Here is a 19,392-nt window from a genome sequence, read left to right on the forward strand (position 1 = left end):
ACACTGTCCGGCACGACGACCACGGTCTGAGGCACCTCGCGAAGAGGCGTGTCGGTACGTGTCGCGCTGACGCTCTCACGAGCAAGGTAGCCATCCACCTTGCGGGGCGGCCCGTTAGCCGTTCCGCCATTGCCTACGACGGACAGCTCGTCGAGCTGCACCTCCTGCGAAGCGTCAGTTGCAAGCTGGGCTACCGCAGAACTGGGTCCGAAGCTGACTAGCGAGCCTGATTGGGCCAATAATACTAACGCGGTTGACGCTGCGAGATGGATTACGCTTCGGAATTTTGGGTGCGGAAGAGTCACAGACGATAACCAGCCTTTATTGAGGCGGCATCGTTACAATCCAGAAACAAAAGCGGTCAAGGCGGCATTAATCTATGTGAACAAGGTTTGTTTGTAGAAGCTTCAATGTGGCCCATGATGCGTCTCGAATCATTCTAAAAAATCAGCCCTTAAGCATTCGCGTGTGGCCCTAGCGTGACAGTGATCAGGGCGATTGAGGAGCAACGATAAGTCGAGACCCGTCCGTCCGCTCTACGATCGGGTTGGGTGGGAACCGGTCTCTCCGCTTCGAAGCGTGGTGAGCTTGAGGTCAGACAAGATGGTGGCGGCAGGGAACGCATCGCCTCCGACGTTCGCTGAACCGCGGTCTCAACGAGGGCAGATCGACGTTCAATAGCCATCGGCCACTGATGCCTCGGCGGATCGAATGCTTTGACGACGGAGCCCCTACAATTTCGGATAATCGATCCCAGAACGCCCGAAGCGCCGTTCCAAGAGGGTTCACATCGACGATATGGAGTGAACCAAGAAAAAATCGGATCTTGGTGGGAGACACGATATGGACGCCACGCCGACCTCGCCAGACCGATCCGTTGATGGAGCCGCCGTCATGCGGCGCGTGGGCTGGCGGATCATCCCGTTCCTGGTGCTCTGCTACTTTATCGCCTACGTCGATCGGGTAAACGCGGGTTTCGCCGCCCTCACCATGAACAAGGATCTCGGCCTATCGCAGGCCATGTTCGGCATCGGTGGTGGCCTGTTCTTCGTCGCCTACGTGCTGTTCGAGGTGCCGAGCAACATCGCGATGGAGAAGTTCGGCGCGCGGCTCTGGATCGCGCGTATCATGATCACCTGGGGCATGGTCGGCGTGGCGATGGCGTTCATCGTCGGCCCTTACAGCTTCTATCTGTGCCGATTCCTTCTCGGCGCTGCCGAAGCGGGCTTCTTCCCCGGTGCGCTCCTGTACCTGACCTACTGGTTCCCCAAGGCGTACCGCGCCCGCATCGTCGCCATGTTCATGGTTGCGATCCCGATCTCCAGCTTCCTCGGCTCGCCGATCTCGGCAGGCCTGCTGCAGCTTGAAGGTGCCGCTGGGCTGCACGGATGGCAGTGGCTCTTCATCGTCGAGGCAATCCCGGCGGTGCTGCTCGGGCTGGGCGCCCTGTTCATGCTGCCGAGCCGACCGGCGGAGGCTAAGTGGCTCTCACCCGAGGAGCGGGCATGGCTTCAGGATCAACTCGCGGCGGATCGCTCCGGGACATCCCCGGTCGGGCACCACCTGCCGCTGCATAAGGTGCTGACCAACAAGTACGTCTGGGCGCTGGCGCTGATCTACTCGGGGTCGTCGGCCACCAGCAACGCGCTCTCGCTGTGGCAGCCGCAGATCCTGAAGGCGTTCGGCCTGTCCAATCTGGAAACGGGCCTGCTTAACATGATCCCGTTCGGCATCGCCTCGGTGTTCATGATTTTCTGGGGTCTACGAGCCGACCGGACCGGCGAGCGGGTGTGGAGCACGGCTTTGCCGCTGGCCGCGACTTGCCTGTGCTTGTTCGCAACCAACCTCACCTCCTCGCTTACGGTGACGATGGTGCTGCTGAGCCTCGTGCTGATGGGCAACTACGCGATCAAGGGACCCTTCTGGGCAATGGCCACCGAATGGCTTTCGGTGGGCACCGCCGCTGCCGGGATTGCGGCGATCAACACCCTCTCGCATCTGGGGACCGGCATTGCCTCGTGGCTGCTCGGCGTGATCAAGGACCAGACCGGCAGTTTCCCCCTCGCGCTACTGCCCCTCGTATTCCTGACCGGCTCGGGCGCGATCATGACCCTGATCCTCGGCCGCGGCTTGCGTGCCCGGGCCGCAGCCCCTGCTCCGGCCGCCGCGGAATAGTTTTGACCGTAACCATGATCGCAAGGAAGCGGCGATGATTTCGCGACGCGTATTCCATGGTGCCATCGTAGGCTTGGCTGCGGCGAGTGCCTGGTCGCAACACGGCGCGGCCCAGGAAGCCGCCATGACGGCTATCGATGCCCACGCGCATGTCTTCAAGCGTGGCCTGCCGTTAGCCGCCAATAGTCGATATGCGCCCGACTACGATGCGACGCCGGAGGATTACATCAGGAATCTGGAAGCCAACGGCATAACGAATGGCGTCCTCGTCCAGCCGAGCTTTCTCGGAACCGACAACAGCTACATGCTGGAGGCGCTGAGACGTTACCCGGACCGTTTCCGGGGCATCGCCGTCGTGCAGCCCGACATCCAGCAGGATGCGCTACGGGAACTCGCTGCCGCCGGGGTGGTCGGCATCCGGCTCAACCTGATCGGCGGGCAGAACCCACGGTTCGATGCCGATCCGTGGCCGATGTTCCTGAAGCACCTCGCCGATCTCGACTGGCAGGTCGAGATCCAGGCGGAGGCCCGTCGATGGCCGGAGTTGCTCCCCCTCTTGCTGAAGAGCGGCGTGAAGGTCGTGGCGGACCACTTCGGCAAGCCTGACCCCAAGCTCGGCATCGACGATCTGGGTTTTCGGCAATTGCTGGCCGCGGGGAATACGGGTCGCGTCTGGGTCAAGATCTCTGGTTCGTACCGCAACGGTGCCGGCTTACCGGCGGCTGCGATGCCGCTGCTGCGCGAGAGCTTCAGTCTCGATCATCTCGTTTGGGGAAGCGACTGGCCTAACACCCAATTCGAGGCGACGACGGGTTACAGCCAGGTGCGGGGCGAGTTGGACGTCTGGGTCCCGGATCCGGGTGATCGCCGCGTCGTCCTGGATGCAGCGCCGCGCAGGCTGTTTTGGATGACGCGCCGATAGAGACGACGTGACGACAGCAAGGAGGGCCGCGTCGGGAAGCACGACGTCGACGTCGGTGGGCGCCCGATGCCCGGATCGACATCGGGCAGGTGTAAGGAACGGCATGAACACGAACGATCTCACCGCCGCCCGGGCCGATCTCGCACCGACCGGCGTCCTGCGCGCGGCAATCAATTTTGGCAATCCGGTCCTGGCCCAGAGAGACCCCGTCGCGGGCGAGCCCCGCGGCGTCTCGGTCGTCCTTGCCACGGAGTTGGCTCGTCGGCTTGGCGTCCCGGTCGAGTTCCATGCCTTCGAGGCCGCCGGCAAGGCCTTCGAAGCCTTGAAGGAAGGCGAGGTGAATGTGGCATTCCTCGCCCGCGAGCCCGAACGTGCCGCCGAGCTCGCGTTCACGGCACCCTACGTCAACATCGAAGGTACCTATCTGGTCCTCGTCGGCTCACCTCTGCATGGGATCGACGATTTAGACCGGGCCGGGATACGCATCGCTGTCGGCTTGAACGCCGCATACGACCTGTTCCTCACTCGGACATTGCGACATGCCGAACTGGTGCGGGCGCCGACCTCGGCCGCAGCGGTCGATCTCTTCCTCGACCACGGGTTGGAGGCCGCGGCCGGTGTCCGGCAACCCCTCGAACGGGTCGCGCGCGAACGCAGTGGCCTTCGAGTGGTCAACGGCCGGTTCACGGCCATCGACCAAGCAATGTGCATGATCCCCGGGCGACCAGCAGGCCTCCTCTTTCTCATGGACTTCACCGAGGACGCCAAGCGCTCGGGGTTGGTTGAGAAAGGTTTGGCTGAAAGCGGACAGGATAGAGCGCTCGTCGCGCCGCTTGAAACCGGTTCAACGATCACCGGCAATCGCCCGTAAAAATCATCCGGTACGGGAGTGTTCTCCTAAATCCGACAGGTTCCGAAAAAGTCGGCGATTGCATACCCACGGTATCCTGTCGACATTCCATGTAGAGGTCCGCTTTCGGGTAGCGTTGTTGGCGGCATTCGCGACCAGGTTGGGTCGGATGCAGAAGGTCCGCTTCCGTGTAAGCTGCCTAATTCTGCCGTTCGTGCAAATCCGAAGAGTAAGCCGAGACCGTCATGGGATAATCGGCAGGGAGGCCCCACTAGGCCCTGTAGACTTCCGACATGAGACCGAGCCGTACGAGCTACCAGCTCAGCGTTTTGTACTCTTTGCCGTCCTCAAAGCTGATCATACCTTCAGGCTGAATGAAGCGCCAATACTCGGCAGGCGTGAGCTCGCGCTGCTTCTCGGCGGCCACGACGCTGCATAAGGTGAGGCCCTGAGGGCTTGCATGAACAACTCTGATCAACTTGGTCAGCTTAGCAGCCGGGAGTTAATTGCCTTTGGTTTAGACGGCGACAGTCTGCGTGGTGAGCACTACTAGATCGCCTGATTACCCAGCTTTGATGGCCATCCACGCTCTGTGAGATCTGAACTTCGGCGAGTTCAGGTACCGAGGAAGGTAGGGCTATCAATTCACCAGAGGGCTCGCGGAAGCCTACGTTTCCAGCGCTCACCGGGCCGCAAGGTGGTGACCTCCTTGGTGCGCGTTGCGGAACGCACACGCGCAACAGCAGACTGCGGATTTGCGCTGGCATCAACCTCAGCGATAGCGACAACAGCCGAAGCAGTAGCTGGCCTTTGCGTATGTACCTCATCAGCACCCGGTTTCGCGGCTGTAGCTACAGACGAGGCCTTCGTACGATTAGCCGGGGGCTTCACACGACGCACGCGTGCCAGCCGCTCCTCTACAGGCGCTTTACGCACTTCAAGGATTTCGGGCTCGACAGGCATATCAAATATCGGCACGAGGCTCGGCAGCACCCGCCGAGCTGGCGTGTGAGATCGTGAAGTTTCGGAGTGAAGCAGGGGTGCAGGCTGCATCTCGGCAGGCTTGTCAGCAGCGGCTACCGTCAGCCCCCCCCACAGGTCCTGACCTTTACGGGAATGTGCTGTGGCTTCGGTGAGCGAGGCGCGGGATGTACGGGTATGCTTGATCTCGACCGTGAACGGGCGCGCGCTGCGACGCTTCATGTATGGAAAAATCCTGACAAAATCTGGCTCAGCGATGCAAATCACGCCGACTGCAGATGCACATCATATGGGATGGTTCTGTTCTTTGTCTAGGTCACGTTCGGTTGGAAAATTCTCGTCATCACAAGCTTTTTGACACGATGCCAAGGGCAAGAACAACGTAAGCACCGACGAAAAACCAAGTCCTGAACTTCACTACTATGGGTCCGATCATTGGGATGCGCATGTACAAGCTAGCGACGGCGAGCCCGATGAGTACGAGCGACACGAGGAACGTGATGGCGCGTGGCGGTGAGAGATTCAGCATGGTCCCATCCTCGCGCCGCATGGTTGAAGAGTGGTGAAGCCAACAGATCGGTCCGCAGCCCGACTGTTAGAGGCCGCTCGTACTGCCGGGATCGCCCATCAGCATTAACCATCTGCTTACCCAAACCCGCGAGGTTGCCGCCCTGCATTCGCTGAGGAGGAAGCATGTCCGACACCATCGACACCGTTGGGGTTGCCGGCGACCGTATCCGCTCGATCATCGAGCGCGTGGAGAAGGTTGATGAGGAAATCAAGGATCTGATGGAAGCCAAGAAGGAGATCTTCCTGGAGGCCAAGGGCGAGGGGCTGGACGTGAAAATCCTCAAGGAGATCCTCAAGCTGCGCAAGCTCGATCAGGACGAGCGGGACGAGCACGAGACACTGCTCGACGTCTACATGCGTGCGATGGATGCTCCGAGCCCAGCGCCGATGGCCGAGGCTGCCTGAGCGGCAATCGCTAACGTAGGCGAACGCCGAGCTGTCGTGGGGTTCAGAGGATCTCCACGGCAGCGCGCATCATCTCGTCATTCACGTCGATGTAGCGCTGCGTGGTTGATAGATGACGATGACCGGCCAGCATCATGATCGCCTTGGGCGAGATCCCAGCATGGGCGAGACGTGTGATGAACCAGCGTCTGCCGCTGTGGCTTGAGCCGCCATCTAACCCGGCCAGATCGTACCAGCCCCGCATGAGCTGGCACAGCGTGTTCGCACTGAACGCAGAACACTTTTGAGTAACCAGCATGGGCTGCAGCAGGGCAGGGGGCTGCGCGAGGCTGCTGCGGTACTGCTCCACCTCCTTGCGTAGCCGGGCGTTCAGGAACACCACGCGGGCATGGCCGCCTTTGGTAACAGCCGCGCAGAGACGAAGCTGCTCGCGTACCTTGCCTTCGCCATCGACGAGGTCGCCCCACCTGAGGGACGCAATCTCGCCTACCCTCAGTCCCGCGAGGTAGCTCAGCATGAGGGCCATCCGATTGCGCGGACCGAACTTGCCCTGGCTGACAACCGCCGCCAGCCGCTTGAATTCCCCCTCGGTGGGCACGCGCGCCTGTTTCATTAGGACCTCATGTTTTGTGCGCATCAGCGACAAAACATGTTGTTTCCAGAACGGGCACAGAGCGAGTGGTTATTGAAACTCAGCAACTTCAATGACTTAGAGGCAAACCTAATATAAACTGTATTTTATGATGTTTTATCCGGACGAAGTTCATCGTGGTTATGCTCGCCCTTTGATGCTCTCGGCAGCACGTCTCGCTCGTTCCAGAGTGAGGATACGCATGCTGCCCCTGATTGATGCTGTTACTCGAGAATTACTCCTAGCCAACGGCCGACAGCGAGACAGAGATCACCATCCCGTGGTCAAGCTGTTCAATCCCGTGGGGCCGGCGACATGGTTGCTTTGCGAGCTGGATGCCGACGGTGACACCCTCTTCGGGCTCTGTGATCTTGGCGTAGGCGAACCCGAGCTGGGCTACGTGAGCTTGGACGAACTCAAGGAGGTAAGCGCAGGTCTCGCAATTGGCTTGGAACGCGACCTCTCGTTCCGGGGTACGCAGCCAATCTCCGTATATGCGCGGGCCGCGAGAGCCGTAGGTCGTATCGTTGACTAGTAGTCGAAATCTGAAGGCTGGTGCCCATACCTTAGGTCGGCTTTCGACCCACGCTAGTCGTACAGGCCCGTGTCGGTGCTCCTCGAAAGCGGTCGTTCGTCGGCCGTTCCGCAACTTCCCTCGGGGTGGAAAGCCAAGTCACGCCGCACGCCCGTAAGCAAACACTCCACGCTATCCTTGTTGGCTGCGGCAGCCGAGATGATTAACTAAATTCGAACCGGATCCCCTTGAATTCACCGACAACCGGACGAGACATGTCAGCCAAAGTTGAAAAGTCGTATTCCGCAAAAGGTATATCCCTGTGAATACCGAGAGCTAAGAAGAGAAAAATTCTATTTACGCGAAGCCCGACTTTGTACAGAGCGTGACTATTTGTGACCACCTGATCCCTCAAGCGACCGGGTGTGAATGATATGTTCGCGAATTTTTCTGAGTGGCCGTTCCTAACCGCCCAGTCTCGGAGGGCCAGCACAAGCTTCTTTCTATCTGCCGCGAGATGAAGTAGAGAATGCCCATAGAACGCATTCCGCAGCTGATGAATCAAATCAACATCAGCATGAAACTTCTTCTCGAAGCGTTTGACATCGGCCTTCTTGAGCGGGTCCCTTTTATCTCTCGCAAGTCTCGCCGTTAAATACCGATTGAAATGTTGATCTCCCAAAGTGTAATGTTTGTTTCTCTTTCCGTGTCGCACGTTTCCTAGGCATTCAAGCGATAGCCCAAAGAACCCGATGTTCAAAGGCATCATGTTGAAACCCGACCGGACTGCAACAGAATAGTACATTAGGGCATTTCTAGAAAGTTCGAGTCTCCACTGCGGCCATCTTCTTTCTTCCATTCGCTTAGCTGCGCGTAGAAATTTCTCTAACGTCTTTGTTTGAATCTGAAATGAGCCCCGTTCGTGATTAAATCTGGTGTCCTTGCTCCGAAATGGGTCTACTGCATCCTCTCCGACGTAAACAGACAACCAAAGAAGCAGATTGGCCGGAATGAGCGCGTTTGCAGGCCCTCGTAAAAGACAAGCTTTTCCAGTCTCGAAGTTCGCACCAGAAAAAAGGATTTCGAACAGACTGCCTTCCCACAAAATCTGTATTTGTTGGGTATTAGTCAGATTAGTGTAGCGGAGGTGGACCAGCTTCTCATGTATCGTCAGGATGACCCCCTCAGTAACTACCCCAATGGCAGGCGACAGACGTAAGCTACCACGAGCCAGGCGTGTCATCTGGTCGGTGTGGCTCACTATCAAGCGAGTAAACGGCCTTGTCGAGAGCACGACTTGGGTCGTATGCGGCTGGAACAGTTACGTTCGCATCGCTGCCCTATCGCTCAGAAGCGGACCAGCCGAAATCCACCCAACTCAGACGTTGAGAGCGGGTACGAAGCGTCAGATTTCCACAGCGAGCCGACGGACTAAGCTCTTACCCCGGAGCAATTCGAGCTGGACACCCGAGAGCGGAACGGTGAGCTTCCTCCTATTGAAGCCGCTACTGCGGCTTAGGTACCTCCAAGGACACGGGCTTGCCGCCCAGGCGATGGCGAATGAAATCGTCCTTGAAGAGCAAATGTTCGGGATCCTGCTTCATTCGCAGGCCTTTGTCCGCAAACATCTCGGCCAAGCGCAGGTTGCCTTGGCGCATGGCATCCCTACGCGCTTCCGGCTCGCCGAAGTAGCTGTCCCTTGGGGAGGTGAACTCCCTGAGAATAATGTTGTTGCAGCGGCGTACGCTGTAGCCCATCGAGATAGCGAGCATGGCAAAATAGGTATCTTCGCCGTGCAACGCATAAGCGGGATCGGGCATCACCACGGGCTGGTGCGACAGACGAAAGTTGCGCACGACGAACATGCTTCCTTTGAGGTCGGTGTTGCCAGTGAACACGTGATTGAGGCGATGGCGTTCGGCGTTATCGGGCTTGACCACCACGTCATCCTTGATGCCGTTAACCTCCAACCCCCAGGGGGATTTCGCAGCGTTGATGGGAAAGAATACGTCGACGCCCTCGTAGTTGTGCTCATTCACTGACATCTCGGCGAAAAGGCGCCAGCTACTGTTATGGTGTTCTTCATCGCTGAGTACGGCGTCATCATCCAGCATGATGCCCCAGCGGTGCTCGCTGGCATAGAAATGCTCCAGACATTTGACGCGATTGTTTATTAGTCTCTGATGCTGCGCATTATACCAAAAGTCTACAACCTGTTTAAGAACCTTCTTCATTTCAGGGCTATCCCCGACAAGAAATTTGTTGAACTCTTCGAAAGTCCAGCCGTTCAAATTCAAGTAAATACTGACGTCAGTTTTCGTCGCCCACCAGATCAACTGCCGCCGGAAGTTCGTGAAACGCTTCGCCCATAGGGCGTCGTTGTCTTTGGGCCGAAAGCAGGTGATGTACGCCCCCCACTGCCTTCGAACGAGCATGGGCACGTGATCCTCATTTATACGCTCCTCACTGACATGAGGGCCAAATGAGCTCATTGCAGGGCCATGCGTTTCCTGTGCGGCCACCACCATTGGTGTGGCCAAGGAGGGCAGAGCCGGCATCACCACGGGTTGCATTACGTCGGTCAGGGCATCACACGCATAGATGCGATCGCCCGCCGCCGTATGAATGAGAGGCATGAGGATCAGTAGTTGATCTTGCTCCAACATCGCCCCCACGCATAGCGCACCCTGCGGCTGATCTACGTCCACGAAAGAGACGAGCGCATCAACCTTAAGATCTATTAAAGTTCTACATAGGCGATGCGCGGCTTGAACCTGCCAAAAACGCTCATCGCGAATCAGGATATGGGAATTGCCGATAAAAAGATAAGAAGTGAGATTAAACGCAATCGATTGGAAGGGGAGATCGGCTTCGTTAAAGCCTACTGATATGCCGGTCTGATCGCTGATAAAATTCAATACCTCGGGCAGCGGAGGCACCGGTATCACCGCCTTTGGTGGTATATCTGGGCCGCCACTCAGATACATCCTGCGTTGCTGAGCCCTGGTCCACGCCGGCGTAAGTGCGTCTCGATGCCGAGCATGGGCTCGCAACATGGTCTCATGCCACCCGTAAAGTGATTCCTTCGGGGGTTCAGGTGGTGCGGGTTGCTCACCCTTGATGAACCTCGTCATGGCTCGCTGAACAAGCTGCATCGGAGCGCTACTATTCCGCATCAACCCCGTACAGGCACGCAACCGCGGAGCATGCGCAACATGTTTCAAGGCGGGAGCCATGATCGCTACTCCGCTGGGGCTTGAGAACACTGCAAGATCCGCTGTCGCGTGTACTTGCCATGGACCTTCTTTATCGAAACAATATAAAAAGTTTTCAGCCTCAGCATCTACAAGGAGATACGGCGTATCACCAAGCTCTGGTAATGACTGGGCAAGTGATACGTGCCCGCCAGGAAACGTTGCTGCCGTACCAACAACTTCCACTCTGCACCTATTTTCATTTATATTATAGATAAGAAACCCACGTGAATATATGATCGGCCCATTTGGCGTCAATTGGTCTTTCATCGGCAGTGATATGCCGCGTAGTGCGCGAATGGCTCGTTCAAGCTCGAGCAACGGAATTGCGTTTGATTTGCCAGTCTGCGTGCCAAATTTTTTTTCAGTTTCTTCGGCAAATGACGATCTTGAATATCTTTTGACTATGTCAGCGTAACCGCCGTTCTCCTTAAGCCAATCGCCGCATCCAGTGTGCTTGGGTTTTTCTCGGCTCGCAATCAAAAGCGCGGTACTTCTCTGACTGAGTGTACCAGCAGATCGTCCAGTGTTTCGAAATGCGATCACAACAAGGGGCTGGAATATGTTTTTCTTAGCGACTGCACCAAAACTCTCTCCATTCGCAATGACGAATGCCTCCGCAAGAGTGGGATCCTTACGGAGATCGACGCCAAAATCGAATATTTCGGCGAGCACATTGTTCAATTCACGCTGACCCTGATCTTCGGTTTTTGACGCAACCTGAGCGCGGGCGGTGATGGGTTGGTACTTTTGATTTAACCCCAATACGGCCGCATCAAAATTGTTTGTGTGACCTTGTTTTGCTGTCATTAAGTTATCCATTAGCCTGCGGCGACCGTCTACGACTCGCTTAACGCCATCAAAAAAATTTAGAAACTAAAAAATTTGCCCCATCTAAGATGGTTTATCCGCCAAAAATTAAGGTTTTTTGCCTCTAACGATGACATGCGAAGCATTGACCCACTGTTCCCATCTGAACCCAATCGCGCACGCTATCTTCCGGCTATAAGCCATGAGTATGCTGTTGCTGCAACTCGCAACAAACTGCAGATTGCCGGATTGTCAGGCAAATCGTTGGACTATTTGTCTAAGGGCAACGCTAGAGGGGATGAAGACACTGTATCGAGGCACTTTTATTATCCCTGTACGCTCACCAGCGCTGGGCAGGCGGCTCGGACGGTAGCGAAGAGCCAGCATACGACGATGGTGAGCCAGCGGGACCGAGCCGGCACGTTTGTGATCGCGGACAGCGGAGGCTATCAAATTCAGCAGGGAAAATTGCCCTGGGAAGGAGATGCTACCGTCCGGCGCATGCTTCGCTGGATGGAGGACACAGCAGATTGGGTGATGGCCCTGGACTTTCCCACCGGGGGCATCACCAAGGGCACCATCATTCCGCACATCCGGCGCCTTCAGGGGGAGGGGCATGGCAATGCTTTGGATAGCCTGATTCAGAGCAATCAGCTGGGTATGCCGTTCAATGCCTGTCTCTTGCAGACGCGCATCAATACGGACCTCATGCTCGCAGAGCGCGATCCCGCCAAAGCAGGCTTTCTCGTCGTGCTACAGGGCCGCAACGAGAGTGAGAGCAGCGCCTGGTATCAAGAATTTCGTTCACGCATCACTGACGGGGTCGCATTCGCCGGCGGCCATGCTCGCAGCTATGCTCTGTTCTTGAGTCGTATCCTCGATATGCGCGCAGATGGTACTCTCAAGGAGCTCAAGCACATCCATGTTTTGGGCACCAGTACCATCGAGTGCGCGGTTCTGTTCACTCATATCCAGCGACTGATCCGGCAATTCGACAACCCGGATCTACAAATCACATATGACACAGCGAGTCCCTTTCTGCTCGCTTTCAAAGCATATAAGCTGTATACTTCTTATGGCTTAGATTATGTTTCCTCAGGCTTTGCCGACGACGCGCCCAGCGAGGTCGATCCGTCTGTCTACGGTGTGCCGATCAACGAATGGTGCTGGCGCCTAACGGAGCAGCGCAACATCGAATGTGATGCAATGGGCCGCGACATGCAGAGCCCTGTCCAGACGTATGTGGGCACGAAGTTAACGGTCGGCGACTTGCTCTAGAAGGGCAGTCAGCCACCATGGCCTGATGCAACTGCTTTTCTTCTCGCCTGTAACCATAACGTGCAGGCTATTGTGGGCGCTCATTCGCTGGCTATCACAATTTATTGCGATGAGCCCGACGGCCGAAGCCGCTTTTCGGGCCGAACCCATACAATCGAAGCTATAATAACGCTTGCCCTTACGCCAAACGGTGCGATTGCTAGACAGGTGATAAAGGAAAATCGCAGCCGCTTAGATCGGCTTATCTGAGAGTAGAGTGTGAGTATGTGGACCTCTTCCTACGTATACTTCATCGTTTTCATAAATTGGACCGTATACGGGATACCCGACTGGAACGTGTTTGGGGCCATGGTGCCCCCAGCCTTGTTCGCAGCAGGCGCGGTGTTCGTATTCCGCGATTTCGCTCAGCGCGAGATCGGGCAGCTGGTTCTGGGGGCCACTTTGTTGGCCGCCGCTGGTAGCTACTTCGTTGCTGGCGGGTGGATCGCTTTCGCCAGTGCGGTGGCGTTCGTGATCAGCGAGACCACAGACCAGATCGTCTTCACGATCACCCGGCGCCCGCTTCGTGATCGCATCCTCGTTTCGTCGGCCATCTCGGTGCCTATCGACAGCGTGGTGTTTCTTTACCTGATCGATCGTCTCACCCCCAGCGCTCTTGTGGTTGGCGTGCTCGCGAAGATGGCGGCCAGCGTGGCCGTGTGGGTTTGGTTACTCCTTCGCGACAATCGCAAACTTGCCCTAGGTGCTTAAGATGACAGCTGCTGCGACAATTGCTGCGATCTCTCCCTACCGCATGATCTGGGTAACATTCCAGAAAGGGGGATTTCATTGTTGGCCTGATGCTTCAGGGGAAAGAAGTTATCTTTCCGCGCGGCACCGACACCTCTTTAAATTTCGAGTGTGGATCCAAGTGTGGCACAGGGATCGAGAAATCGAATTTCATACCTTTCTCGACTGGGTCGAGAGCCTTTATTTTAATAATACGCTGGAGCTTGATGGTCAAAGCTGTGAAACCATCAGCGACAGACTTCATGAAACGATCGCGCATCGATATCCGGATCGAGATGTTTGGATCGACGTCAGCGAGGACGGTGAATGCGGCTCGTTCACCCGCTACGCAGCGTTGGAGCCGCGTTCATGAACGTTTGGCTTTTGGGTATCGAGCCACTGCCGACCCGCTACACTGGGCAATGGGATCACTATCTGCCGCTGCAGCTAAGGGCGGCAGCGGCCCAGCGAGGGCTCAGCGTAAACGTGCACCCCATCAGTGGCGGCGTCGTACCCTCCCGGCCTTCGCCGGGTGCCTTCCTGGACTTTGCTGCCACAAACATCTTCAAGAGCCGGCAGATCGAAGAAGTGGCTCGGCAGTTTCAAGCTGGAACAGTGCAGCCCAACGATGTCTTCGTGATCGCCGATGCGTGGCACCCCGGTGTACATCAAATCCGCTACATGAGCCTGCTCTGCAAGGTGCCCATTCGTATCATAGGTTTGTTCCACGCCGGCTCATGGGACCCCAACGACTTCCTCGGTCGCATCGAGCCCAAAGACTGGGTGCGCCCGATGGAGCACGCTCTGTTCCGTGCCTACGACAAGGCGGTATTCGCAACTCGCGATCATCTGGAGATGTTTTGCTCCGTCATGGAGATCCCCACCGGAGACACTCGCTTGGCTCAGTGCGGCTGGCCCATGGAGTACCTGCCGAACGAACTAGCGCCCTACGCGGGTATCAGAAAGGAAAACATCGTGGTGTTCCCGCACCGCTATGCGGAGGAAAAGCAACCGAAAATTTTTGAGAATCTTGCGGGAGAGTTTCCCTCTTGGAAGTTCGAGATTTGCCAGCACCCAGATCTAACTCCCCTGACCAAGGTGGAGTACCACCGTCTTTTAGCGAGAGCTCGGGTAGTCTTCTCATGCTCCCTACAGGAGACCCTGGGCATTGGCTGTTATGAAGGGGTGCTGGCCGGGGCAGTGCCGGTGGTGCCCGATCGGCTCAGCTATAAAGAGATGTATCCCAGGGAGTTCCGCTACAGCAGGGAATGGACCGCCAGCTTGGAAGAATACTATCAACACAAGCCTGCCTTCCTGGCCTACCTGGGAAAAGTGCTTTCTAGCGCCGCCGGCGATGGGTTCGATCCGCAGCCCTGTCGCCAGCAGCTTCGGCAATTCTTTTCCGGCGAAGCACTGTACAATAGGATTTTCATGTAAATTTGATTGATGGCCGACAAATTGTCGGCCATCCACAAATCTCCAGTGAGCCACTAAGCGCGCAATGTGCCGAGCTTTTCCAATTTATTTCGAGCCTTGGTGGCCTTCATAGCTTCAATACGCTTGCGCTTGTGCGCTTCCGTCTGCTTTACTCCAAGCCGCGCATCGCCGATGGCACGCTTGTGCTTTGCCGAAAGTGGCTTGCCCCGACGAGCAAGGGAGATCTTCCTGCGCGCGTCTGGCGATTGAGTTTCGCCCTTCTGAATATAGAAAAGCTTTTCACTTTCCCATCGCAGTAGGATCTGCGCGGTGTCCCTGTTTAATACGCCGGCGGCCTTGTCGGACTTCTTGCGCCAGCTAAGAACCCAGGCGTACAATTTGTTTTTTTGAAAATTCTTGATTTCATTATTTAGAACAAGCTCCTCTAGTTTGCGCAGACGGTGGATCGACCATAGTGAGATATAATCTTCGAAGGTCAACTCGAAAGAAATGCCATTGGCAGTTTGATATTTATTCGCTTTTTCATACTGAGCGCTCAGCCAAGCCGAAGTTTGTGAGTGCATTTTCTTTTTCCTTTTTGAATACTTCGCAGTATGCGCGGGGCCATCCACTGGCGTCTATATTTATACGACATAAGAAAGAGCATAATATACCAACCTACTGACATTTCCTCATTGGCTAACGACATAAGAAAGAACTATCTCTCTTAAGAGAGATAGCCCGCCCTTAGGTCATTACCCAACGAAGAACTATCAGGCGGTACGAGCGCGCTTCGCCGCACGGCTTTTCGCAGGCTCAAAGCCCTGCGGTTCAGCTGGCTCGTGGTCGGCTCGCGCCTCGTTCTGCTGGCGCTGCCATCAGACGAGGGCTGCTCGTGGCGCCACTTCGCTATCGCTCCGTGGGGCACGCCACGAGCGGACTTCCAGTCTACCCATTTGGTTCTTGGGTTATTGGGCTGGGAAGGTTGTGCCGCGCCGCCCACGTGAGATGCGGTCAGCTAAAAACATGCGAAAATCTAAGAAAATAGAGCGTAAAATCAATGGCTTAGGTAAGCGTCTTGAGTTGCCGCATGCAAACGCACACGGACGACTTTTAAGCTGCAGTGCCCGCTCAATCCGCATCAAATAACGTCTAGGCTTCGTGTCTGACACAAAGCCAGAGCCAGAAGCAATCTTCGGTTGAACGGCAGGGCAATGGCAGTAGCGTCCCGGCATGAGATCCACACGGGATCCAACGGAGACGTAAATGTCGGTGCTCAAAACTCTCAAGCTTAGCAACGCCGCCCCCATCGTCACAGCTGGCGATCCGCTGGCTCGCGCTCGTGACAAGCTGCTGGGCAGCCTGGCCGATCAGCGGGCCTTCGCCAGCGCGGTGGCGGCCGGCGAACTCTACACGCCACCCAAGAACCTCGTTTCCCGTAAAAACGAGGCGGGTGAGCGGGTCAGGGTGGAGGTGAGCCGCCGCATGCGCAAGGGCTGGTTCGAGGACGGCACGGGTACCGTGCATTTCGCAGCCCGCGTGGGCGGCAAGCCGCTGGAGCTAGCCAAGGGCAAGCAGGCGGTGGAGGTGGGCACGCTCGATAAGCTGCCGTCGGTCATCGATACGCTGATCGAGGCGGTTCGCGCGGGGGAGCTGGACTCTCAGATCGCCACCGCCGCCGAGGCACGCGGCCTGATGATGGCGGAGCGGCGCAAGCCCAAGGCAGCTTGATCGCTCCGGAGCGACGGTGAACGGCATGGCTCATCATGCCGTTCAACGCTTCGTCTGCCACGGGTACACGGTCCACCGCACAGACGGCGAAACGCTGCATTTTAGCGGTTTTTATGAGCGTATTCTCAAGAGCTTAGGCGGGCCAATGTCGTCGCCAGCTACTTGCGCGCAGAACGTCAAGATCCAGCGACCGCGCCGCTGCCAACGGCCTTCGCATGCCTCCCGTGGCGACCAATCAGTGCGCGAGGCCCACCGGCTTGTCGACCTCCACGCGGAACCGGATTGCCCGATCGAACGATGGGGCTTTCCGGTATTGCCGATCACGGCGCCACGACGGGGCGCTTTCATCACCCAACAGCCGTGTTTCGAACAAACCCAACCACGTCAGCGGCCGCAGCACCCGGCTCTCGAAAGCAAACCCTGCGAAATCCGCCGGGCCGTAGTCCAGCGCGGGGTCCCAAACCGTACAGCCGCGCATCAGGTCTTCGCGGGCGACCCATTCCGGCGACATGACGGAAAGGCACCACAGCACGATGCCGATGTGGTTCTGCGGCCAGGCCTCCACGGGCACGCGGTCGAAATAGCCGAGGTTGACGCGCCAGAACATCGTCTCGAACAGGCAACGGAACAGATCCGCAGCCTGGTCGTCACGAACAAGCGTTGCACCAGCTTTGGTCACCAGCAGGCGCCGCTGCCGTTTGCGAAGCAGCTTGGCAGTTTGCGCGATGATCCGGGTGGCCTCCACAGGCATCACATCGATCTCGTTGAGCACCTTGTTCATCGAGAGCACCTGGGCCTTGTCATAGCCGGGCCAGGTCATGGCATCGAAAAGCGCGCGAACGTCGGCGCGGCTCAGCGCACCCGTGGCAGTCAGCGTGAGGCCAGCGAGAGCCTGAGCCCGAGCAATCATCAGGCGCGTGGTACCCACCAGTTGCGCGGCCATCGCGTGATCCGCTGTGGCATCGACGGTGATTACCCCCGGCATTCCTCCGGCGGACAGCTCCAGCAGGTCATCCAAGCTGGATCGGGTGAGGAGGCCCCAGACCGGGGGATGGGTGAGTGTGGACATGAGCGAATATGTGCCACCGCCCCAGCGGTTCTGGCCAGGGTTATCAGCCTTGCTCCAGAACGCTCACCCACACGCTTGAAGGGTTCTTGTGCTGCTAGGGCGCTGAACCCGCGCCCCGCCGGTGCTGGGGCTTCCTGGGCGCGGGATGACAGCTGTCGCTGTGAGGGGAGGGGGCATCACTCAGAGTGGGTTTGCCCATCTGATCCTCCAACGACGCGAGCATAAGGAATGATCCGGCTCTGGATCACGAGTACGGCCATTGGCACGCTCGCAGCTTGGTACTCGGGCCTCGATCCATTCGCCCCCTACTTGTACGAGTTCATCATCCTCGGCGTGTTGGTGTTCGGCGCTGGCCTTCTCATCCTCGTGGCGGGCATGATTGGCAGCCCCATCCTCATGCTGCTCGTCGTTGGAGCACTGCCCATGGCGATGGGGTTCAGCGAGCACATACTGCAGCGGGAGATCAAACCCAGCGGAGCCTTCCACCGGTACGGTACCGATGCACCCGTAGGCCTGAAGACCCGGATCGAAGGATCTCACCTCTACGGGCGGATCACCAATCAGCACGCCCGGGACTGGCTACGCCTGGCCATGGTCCGGTGCACGCCGGTGTTCGCGAACGGTACACCCAGCCATCAGGTGCGGGAGATTTCAGTGGGCGCCGGTGGATGGCTGGCACCAGGGGAGGGGGTGGAGCAACCGTTGCTGAGCAGCTCCGGGCTCCTGTGGGAGCCCGGTATGAGCATGCGGCTCACCACCTGCCGCATCGGCTCCGCCGACTTTTATGCCGATCCCGAGTTCAAACCCTCGTTCACCTACGCCAAGGACCGAGACAACCACTACGTGTTCGAGGTCACCAACACGCGGCAGGGTGCCAGCCTCACGCGGGTAAGTTTTTCCTGCTGGGTCCTCAACGCAGCGAGCGGCAGCCAGCCACATAAGCAGGATCTGCGTGTGATCCCATTGTATGCGGACACCACCAGCTACATCGTAACGCCCGGGCAGAGCACCACCCTGTATAATTCAGAGCTTTTTGCCGGTCGCAGCATCACAAGCTGCGCCGTGAAAGAAGTTTCTTGGAACCATTAAGCGGCACGCCTATAACATCGTCACTCCAGATTACCGTAGCCTTTGGGTTAAACTGCACGGAAAAACGGACACGCGCCGTAATCTAGGCAACTGGAAAAATTGACATTGCAAGCTTAATGCTCTAATTAAATAAATATATTTTTGTTACATACCAAGTATCTTAATATCCAAATTTTTTCCGATGCCGGTAGCGTCGGCGCTACTGCACATATCGATTTCTGATTTCAAATTATAATACTGATTTTTTACTACTGAGGTGATGCCACGTATCATTTGAATAAGTATGTATTTCCAAGCCACAGACTCATAATCAGCCTTCGGCAGGGAAATGCCCCTTATCATTGGCCCCGCAACAATTGCCGCACCCCAGAGGTAAGCGACCTCCCAAAACCTGGCACTACTCTTTATACTGGGCACATAGTAATGACTGCGACGCGCAGTTTCGGCAGCCGCGAGCATGAGACTAGCTAATGACTCCATTTCTTTTATAAGGTTCACACGGTCTTTAGGCGTACCGGTGTATTCATACCAGGAAAGAGCATTAGTAAATGGGATACATTGATAATCGTCTTCAGCCTCGAAAACTTCGGCTAAAAGACGAATATTTTGCCGCCACATATCCTTAGCTTCAAGATCAGAGAGCGCGCAGCGATAGAAGATGTTTACATTGCCTCCCTTCCAGGAGGCATCGTAGCCGCAATGCCTTTCAATATGCGCGGCCCCACGAAATGAAAATCTCATATCGCGCTCACCAAAAGTGCTATTTAGCAGAGCCTCTGGATTGAAAAAAATCATATACGCAGTTGATATAACTGCAATTAAGATTAAAAAGGAACGAATTATCATAGATGACCGCCACAAGATAGGTAATGCCGATTTTTGATAAGACGATCACACTCTGATCATTATTAAATTAAAAATATTAATAT

Annotated in this window: 17 protein-coding genes and 1 pseudogene; 11 read left to right on the forward strand and 7 right to left on the reverse strand. The window is 56.7% G+C overall.

Features of this window, described 5'->3' with window-relative positions; translation table 11 throughout:
* Positions 1–239, reverse strand: a pseudogene (locus tag FV234_RS26780) (TonB-dependent siderophore receptor); the annotation flags it as partial.
* Positions 240–843: 604 nt separating this feature from the next.
* Here FV234_RS26780 and FV234_RS21840 point away from each other — a divergent pair.
* The 4 genes from FV234_RS21840 (at position 844) to FV234_RS21870 (ending at position 5,903) form a co-directional block, all read left to right on the forward strand.
* Complete coding sequence (locus tag FV234_RS21840; RefSeq protein ID WP_187273760.1) at positions 844–2,175, forward strand: MFS transporter; 1,332 nt, start codon at positions 844–846, stop codon at positions 2,173–2,175.
* Positions 2,176–2,299: 124 nt separating this feature from the next.
* On the forward strand, positions 2,300–3,097 hold the full coding sequence (locus FV234_RS21845) for an amidohydrolase family protein (protein WP_246686273.1): 798 nt from the start codon (positions 2,300–2,302) through the stop codon (positions 3,095–3,097).
* Positions 3,098–3,200: 103 nt separating this feature from the next.
* Positions 3,201–3,968 (forward strand): ABC transporter substrate-binding protein, encoded by a 768-nt coding sequence (locus tag FV234_RS21850; RefSeq protein WP_147752158.1) that lies wholly within the window; start codon positions 3,201–3,203, stop codon positions 3,966–3,968.
* 1,653 nt (positions 3,969–5,621) lie between these two features.
* Complete coding sequence (locus FV234_RS21870) at positions 5,622–5,903, forward strand: DUF2312 domain-containing protein (protein ID WP_147752161.1); 282 nt, start codon at positions 5,622–5,624, stop codon at positions 5,901–5,903.
* A 43-nt stretch (positions 5,904–5,946) separates the two neighbouring features.
* On the opposite strand, the gene FV234_RS21875 is transcribed toward FV234_RS21870, so the two are convergent.
* Complete coding sequence (locus tag FV234_RS21875) at positions 5,947–6,516, reverse strand: site-specific integrase (RefSeq protein WP_147831616.1); 570 nt, start codon at positions 6,514–6,516, stop codon at positions 5,947–5,949.
* A gap of 220 nt (positions 6,517–6,736) precedes the next feature.
* Between FV234_RS21875 and FV234_RS21880 the strand changes: the two genes are divergently transcribed.
* Positions 6,737–7,069, forward strand: coding sequence for a DUF2958 domain-containing protein (locus FV234_RS21880; RefSeq protein WP_147763994.1), 333 nt, complete (start codon positions 6,737–6,739; stop codon positions 7,067–7,069).
* 202 nt (positions 7,070–7,271) lie between these two features.
* Here FV234_RS21880 and FV234_RS21885 read toward each other — a convergent pair whose 3' ends face one another.
* Both FV234_RS21885 and FV234_RS21890 read right to left on the reverse strand, forming a co-directional pair.
* Positions 7,272–8,291, reverse strand: a complete 1,020-nt coding sequence (locus tag FV234_RS21885) for a hypothetical protein (RefSeq protein ID WP_187273762.1) — start codon at positions 8,289–8,291, stop codon at positions 7,272–7,274.
* A 262-nt stretch (positions 8,292–8,553) separates the two neighbouring features.
* The gene (locus FV234_RS21890) at positions 8,554–11,112 is read right to left on the reverse strand and encodes a hypothetical protein (RefSeq protein WP_147831621.1); all 2,559 of its coding nucleotides are present in this window, start codon (positions 11,110–11,112) and stop codon (positions 8,554–8,556) included.
* 135 nt (positions 11,113–11,247) lie between these two features.
* On the opposite strand from FV234_RS21890, the gene FV234_RS21895 reads away from it, so the two are divergent.
* The 4 genes from FV234_RS21895 to FV234_RS21910 all read left to right on the forward strand — a co-directional run bounded on the left by FV234_RS21895 (position 11,248) and on the right by FV234_RS21910 (position 14,595).
* Positions 11,248–12,390, forward strand: a complete 1,143-nt coding sequence (locus FV234_RS21895) for a hypothetical protein (RefSeq protein WP_147831623.1) — start codon at positions 11,248–11,250, stop codon at positions 12,388–12,390.
* 363 nt (positions 12,391–12,753) lie between these two features.
* Complete coding sequence (locus FV234_RS21900) at positions 12,754–13,140, forward strand: VUT family protein (RefSeq protein WP_147831625.1); 387 nt, start codon at positions 12,754–12,756, stop codon at positions 13,138–13,140.
* 1 nt (position 13,141) lies between these two features.
* Positions 13,142–13,531: a hypothetical protein gene (locus tag FV234_RS21905; RefSeq protein WP_147831627.1), complete on the forward strand. Its 390-nt coding sequence runs from the start codon at positions 13,142–13,144 to the stop codon at positions 13,529–13,531.
* Positions 13,528–14,595 carry a glycosyltransferase family 4 protein gene (locus tag FV234_RS21910; protein WP_147831629.1) on the forward strand — a complete coding sequence of 356 codons (1,068 nt, stop codon included), beginning with the start codon at positions 13,528–13,530 and terminating at the stop codon, positions 14,593–14,595. The genes FV234_RS21905 and FV234_RS21910 overlap by 4 nt, the downstream gene beginning before the upstream one ends.
* 53 nt (positions 14,596–14,648) lie before the next feature.
* Here FV234_RS21910 and FV234_RS21915 read toward each other — a convergent pair whose 3' ends face one another.
* Positions 14,649–15,158, reverse strand: coding sequence for a hypothetical protein (locus tag FV234_RS21915; RefSeq protein WP_147831631.1), 510 nt, complete (start codon positions 15,156–15,158; stop codon positions 14,649–14,651).
* 682 nt (positions 15,159–15,840) lie between these two features.
* Between FV234_RS21915 and FV234_RS21920 the strand changes: the two genes are divergently transcribed.
* Positions 15,841–16,305 (forward strand): hypothetical protein, encoded by a 465-nt coding sequence (locus tag FV234_RS21920; RefSeq protein WP_147765205.1) that lies wholly within the window; start codon positions 15,841–15,843, stop codon positions 16,303–16,305.
* Between the two features lie 235 nt (positions 16,306–16,540).
* Here FV234_RS21920 and FV234_RS21925 read toward each other — a convergent pair whose 3' ends face one another.
* Complete coding sequence (locus FV234_RS21925) at positions 16,541–17,374, reverse strand: hypothetical protein (protein ID WP_210250957.1); 834 nt, start codon at positions 17,372–17,374, stop codon at positions 16,541–16,543.
* A gap of 228 nt (positions 17,375–17,602) precedes the next feature.
* Here FV234_RS21925 and FV234_RS21930 point away from each other — a divergent pair, with 228 nt between their 5' ends.
* Positions 17,603–18,463, forward strand: a complete 861-nt coding sequence (locus FV234_RS21930) for a hypothetical protein (RefSeq protein ID WP_147831635.1) — start codon at positions 17,603–17,605, stop codon at positions 18,461–18,463.
* 144 nt (positions 18,464–18,607) lie between these two features.
* On the opposite strand, the gene FV234_RS21935 is transcribed toward FV234_RS21930, so the two are convergent.
* Positions 18,608–19,309, reverse strand: coding sequence for a hypothetical protein (locus FV234_RS21935; RefSeq protein ID WP_147831637.1), 702 nt, complete (start codon positions 19,307–19,309; stop codon positions 18,608–18,610).
* Positions 19,310–19,392: the final 83 nt, after the last annotated feature.

The organism is Methylobacterium sp. WL8, from assembly GCF_008040045.1.
In the GTDB taxonomy this organism is placed as follows: Bacteria; Pseudomonadota; Alphaproteobacteria; order Rhizobiales; family Beijerinckiaceae; genus Methylobacterium; species Methylobacterium cerastii.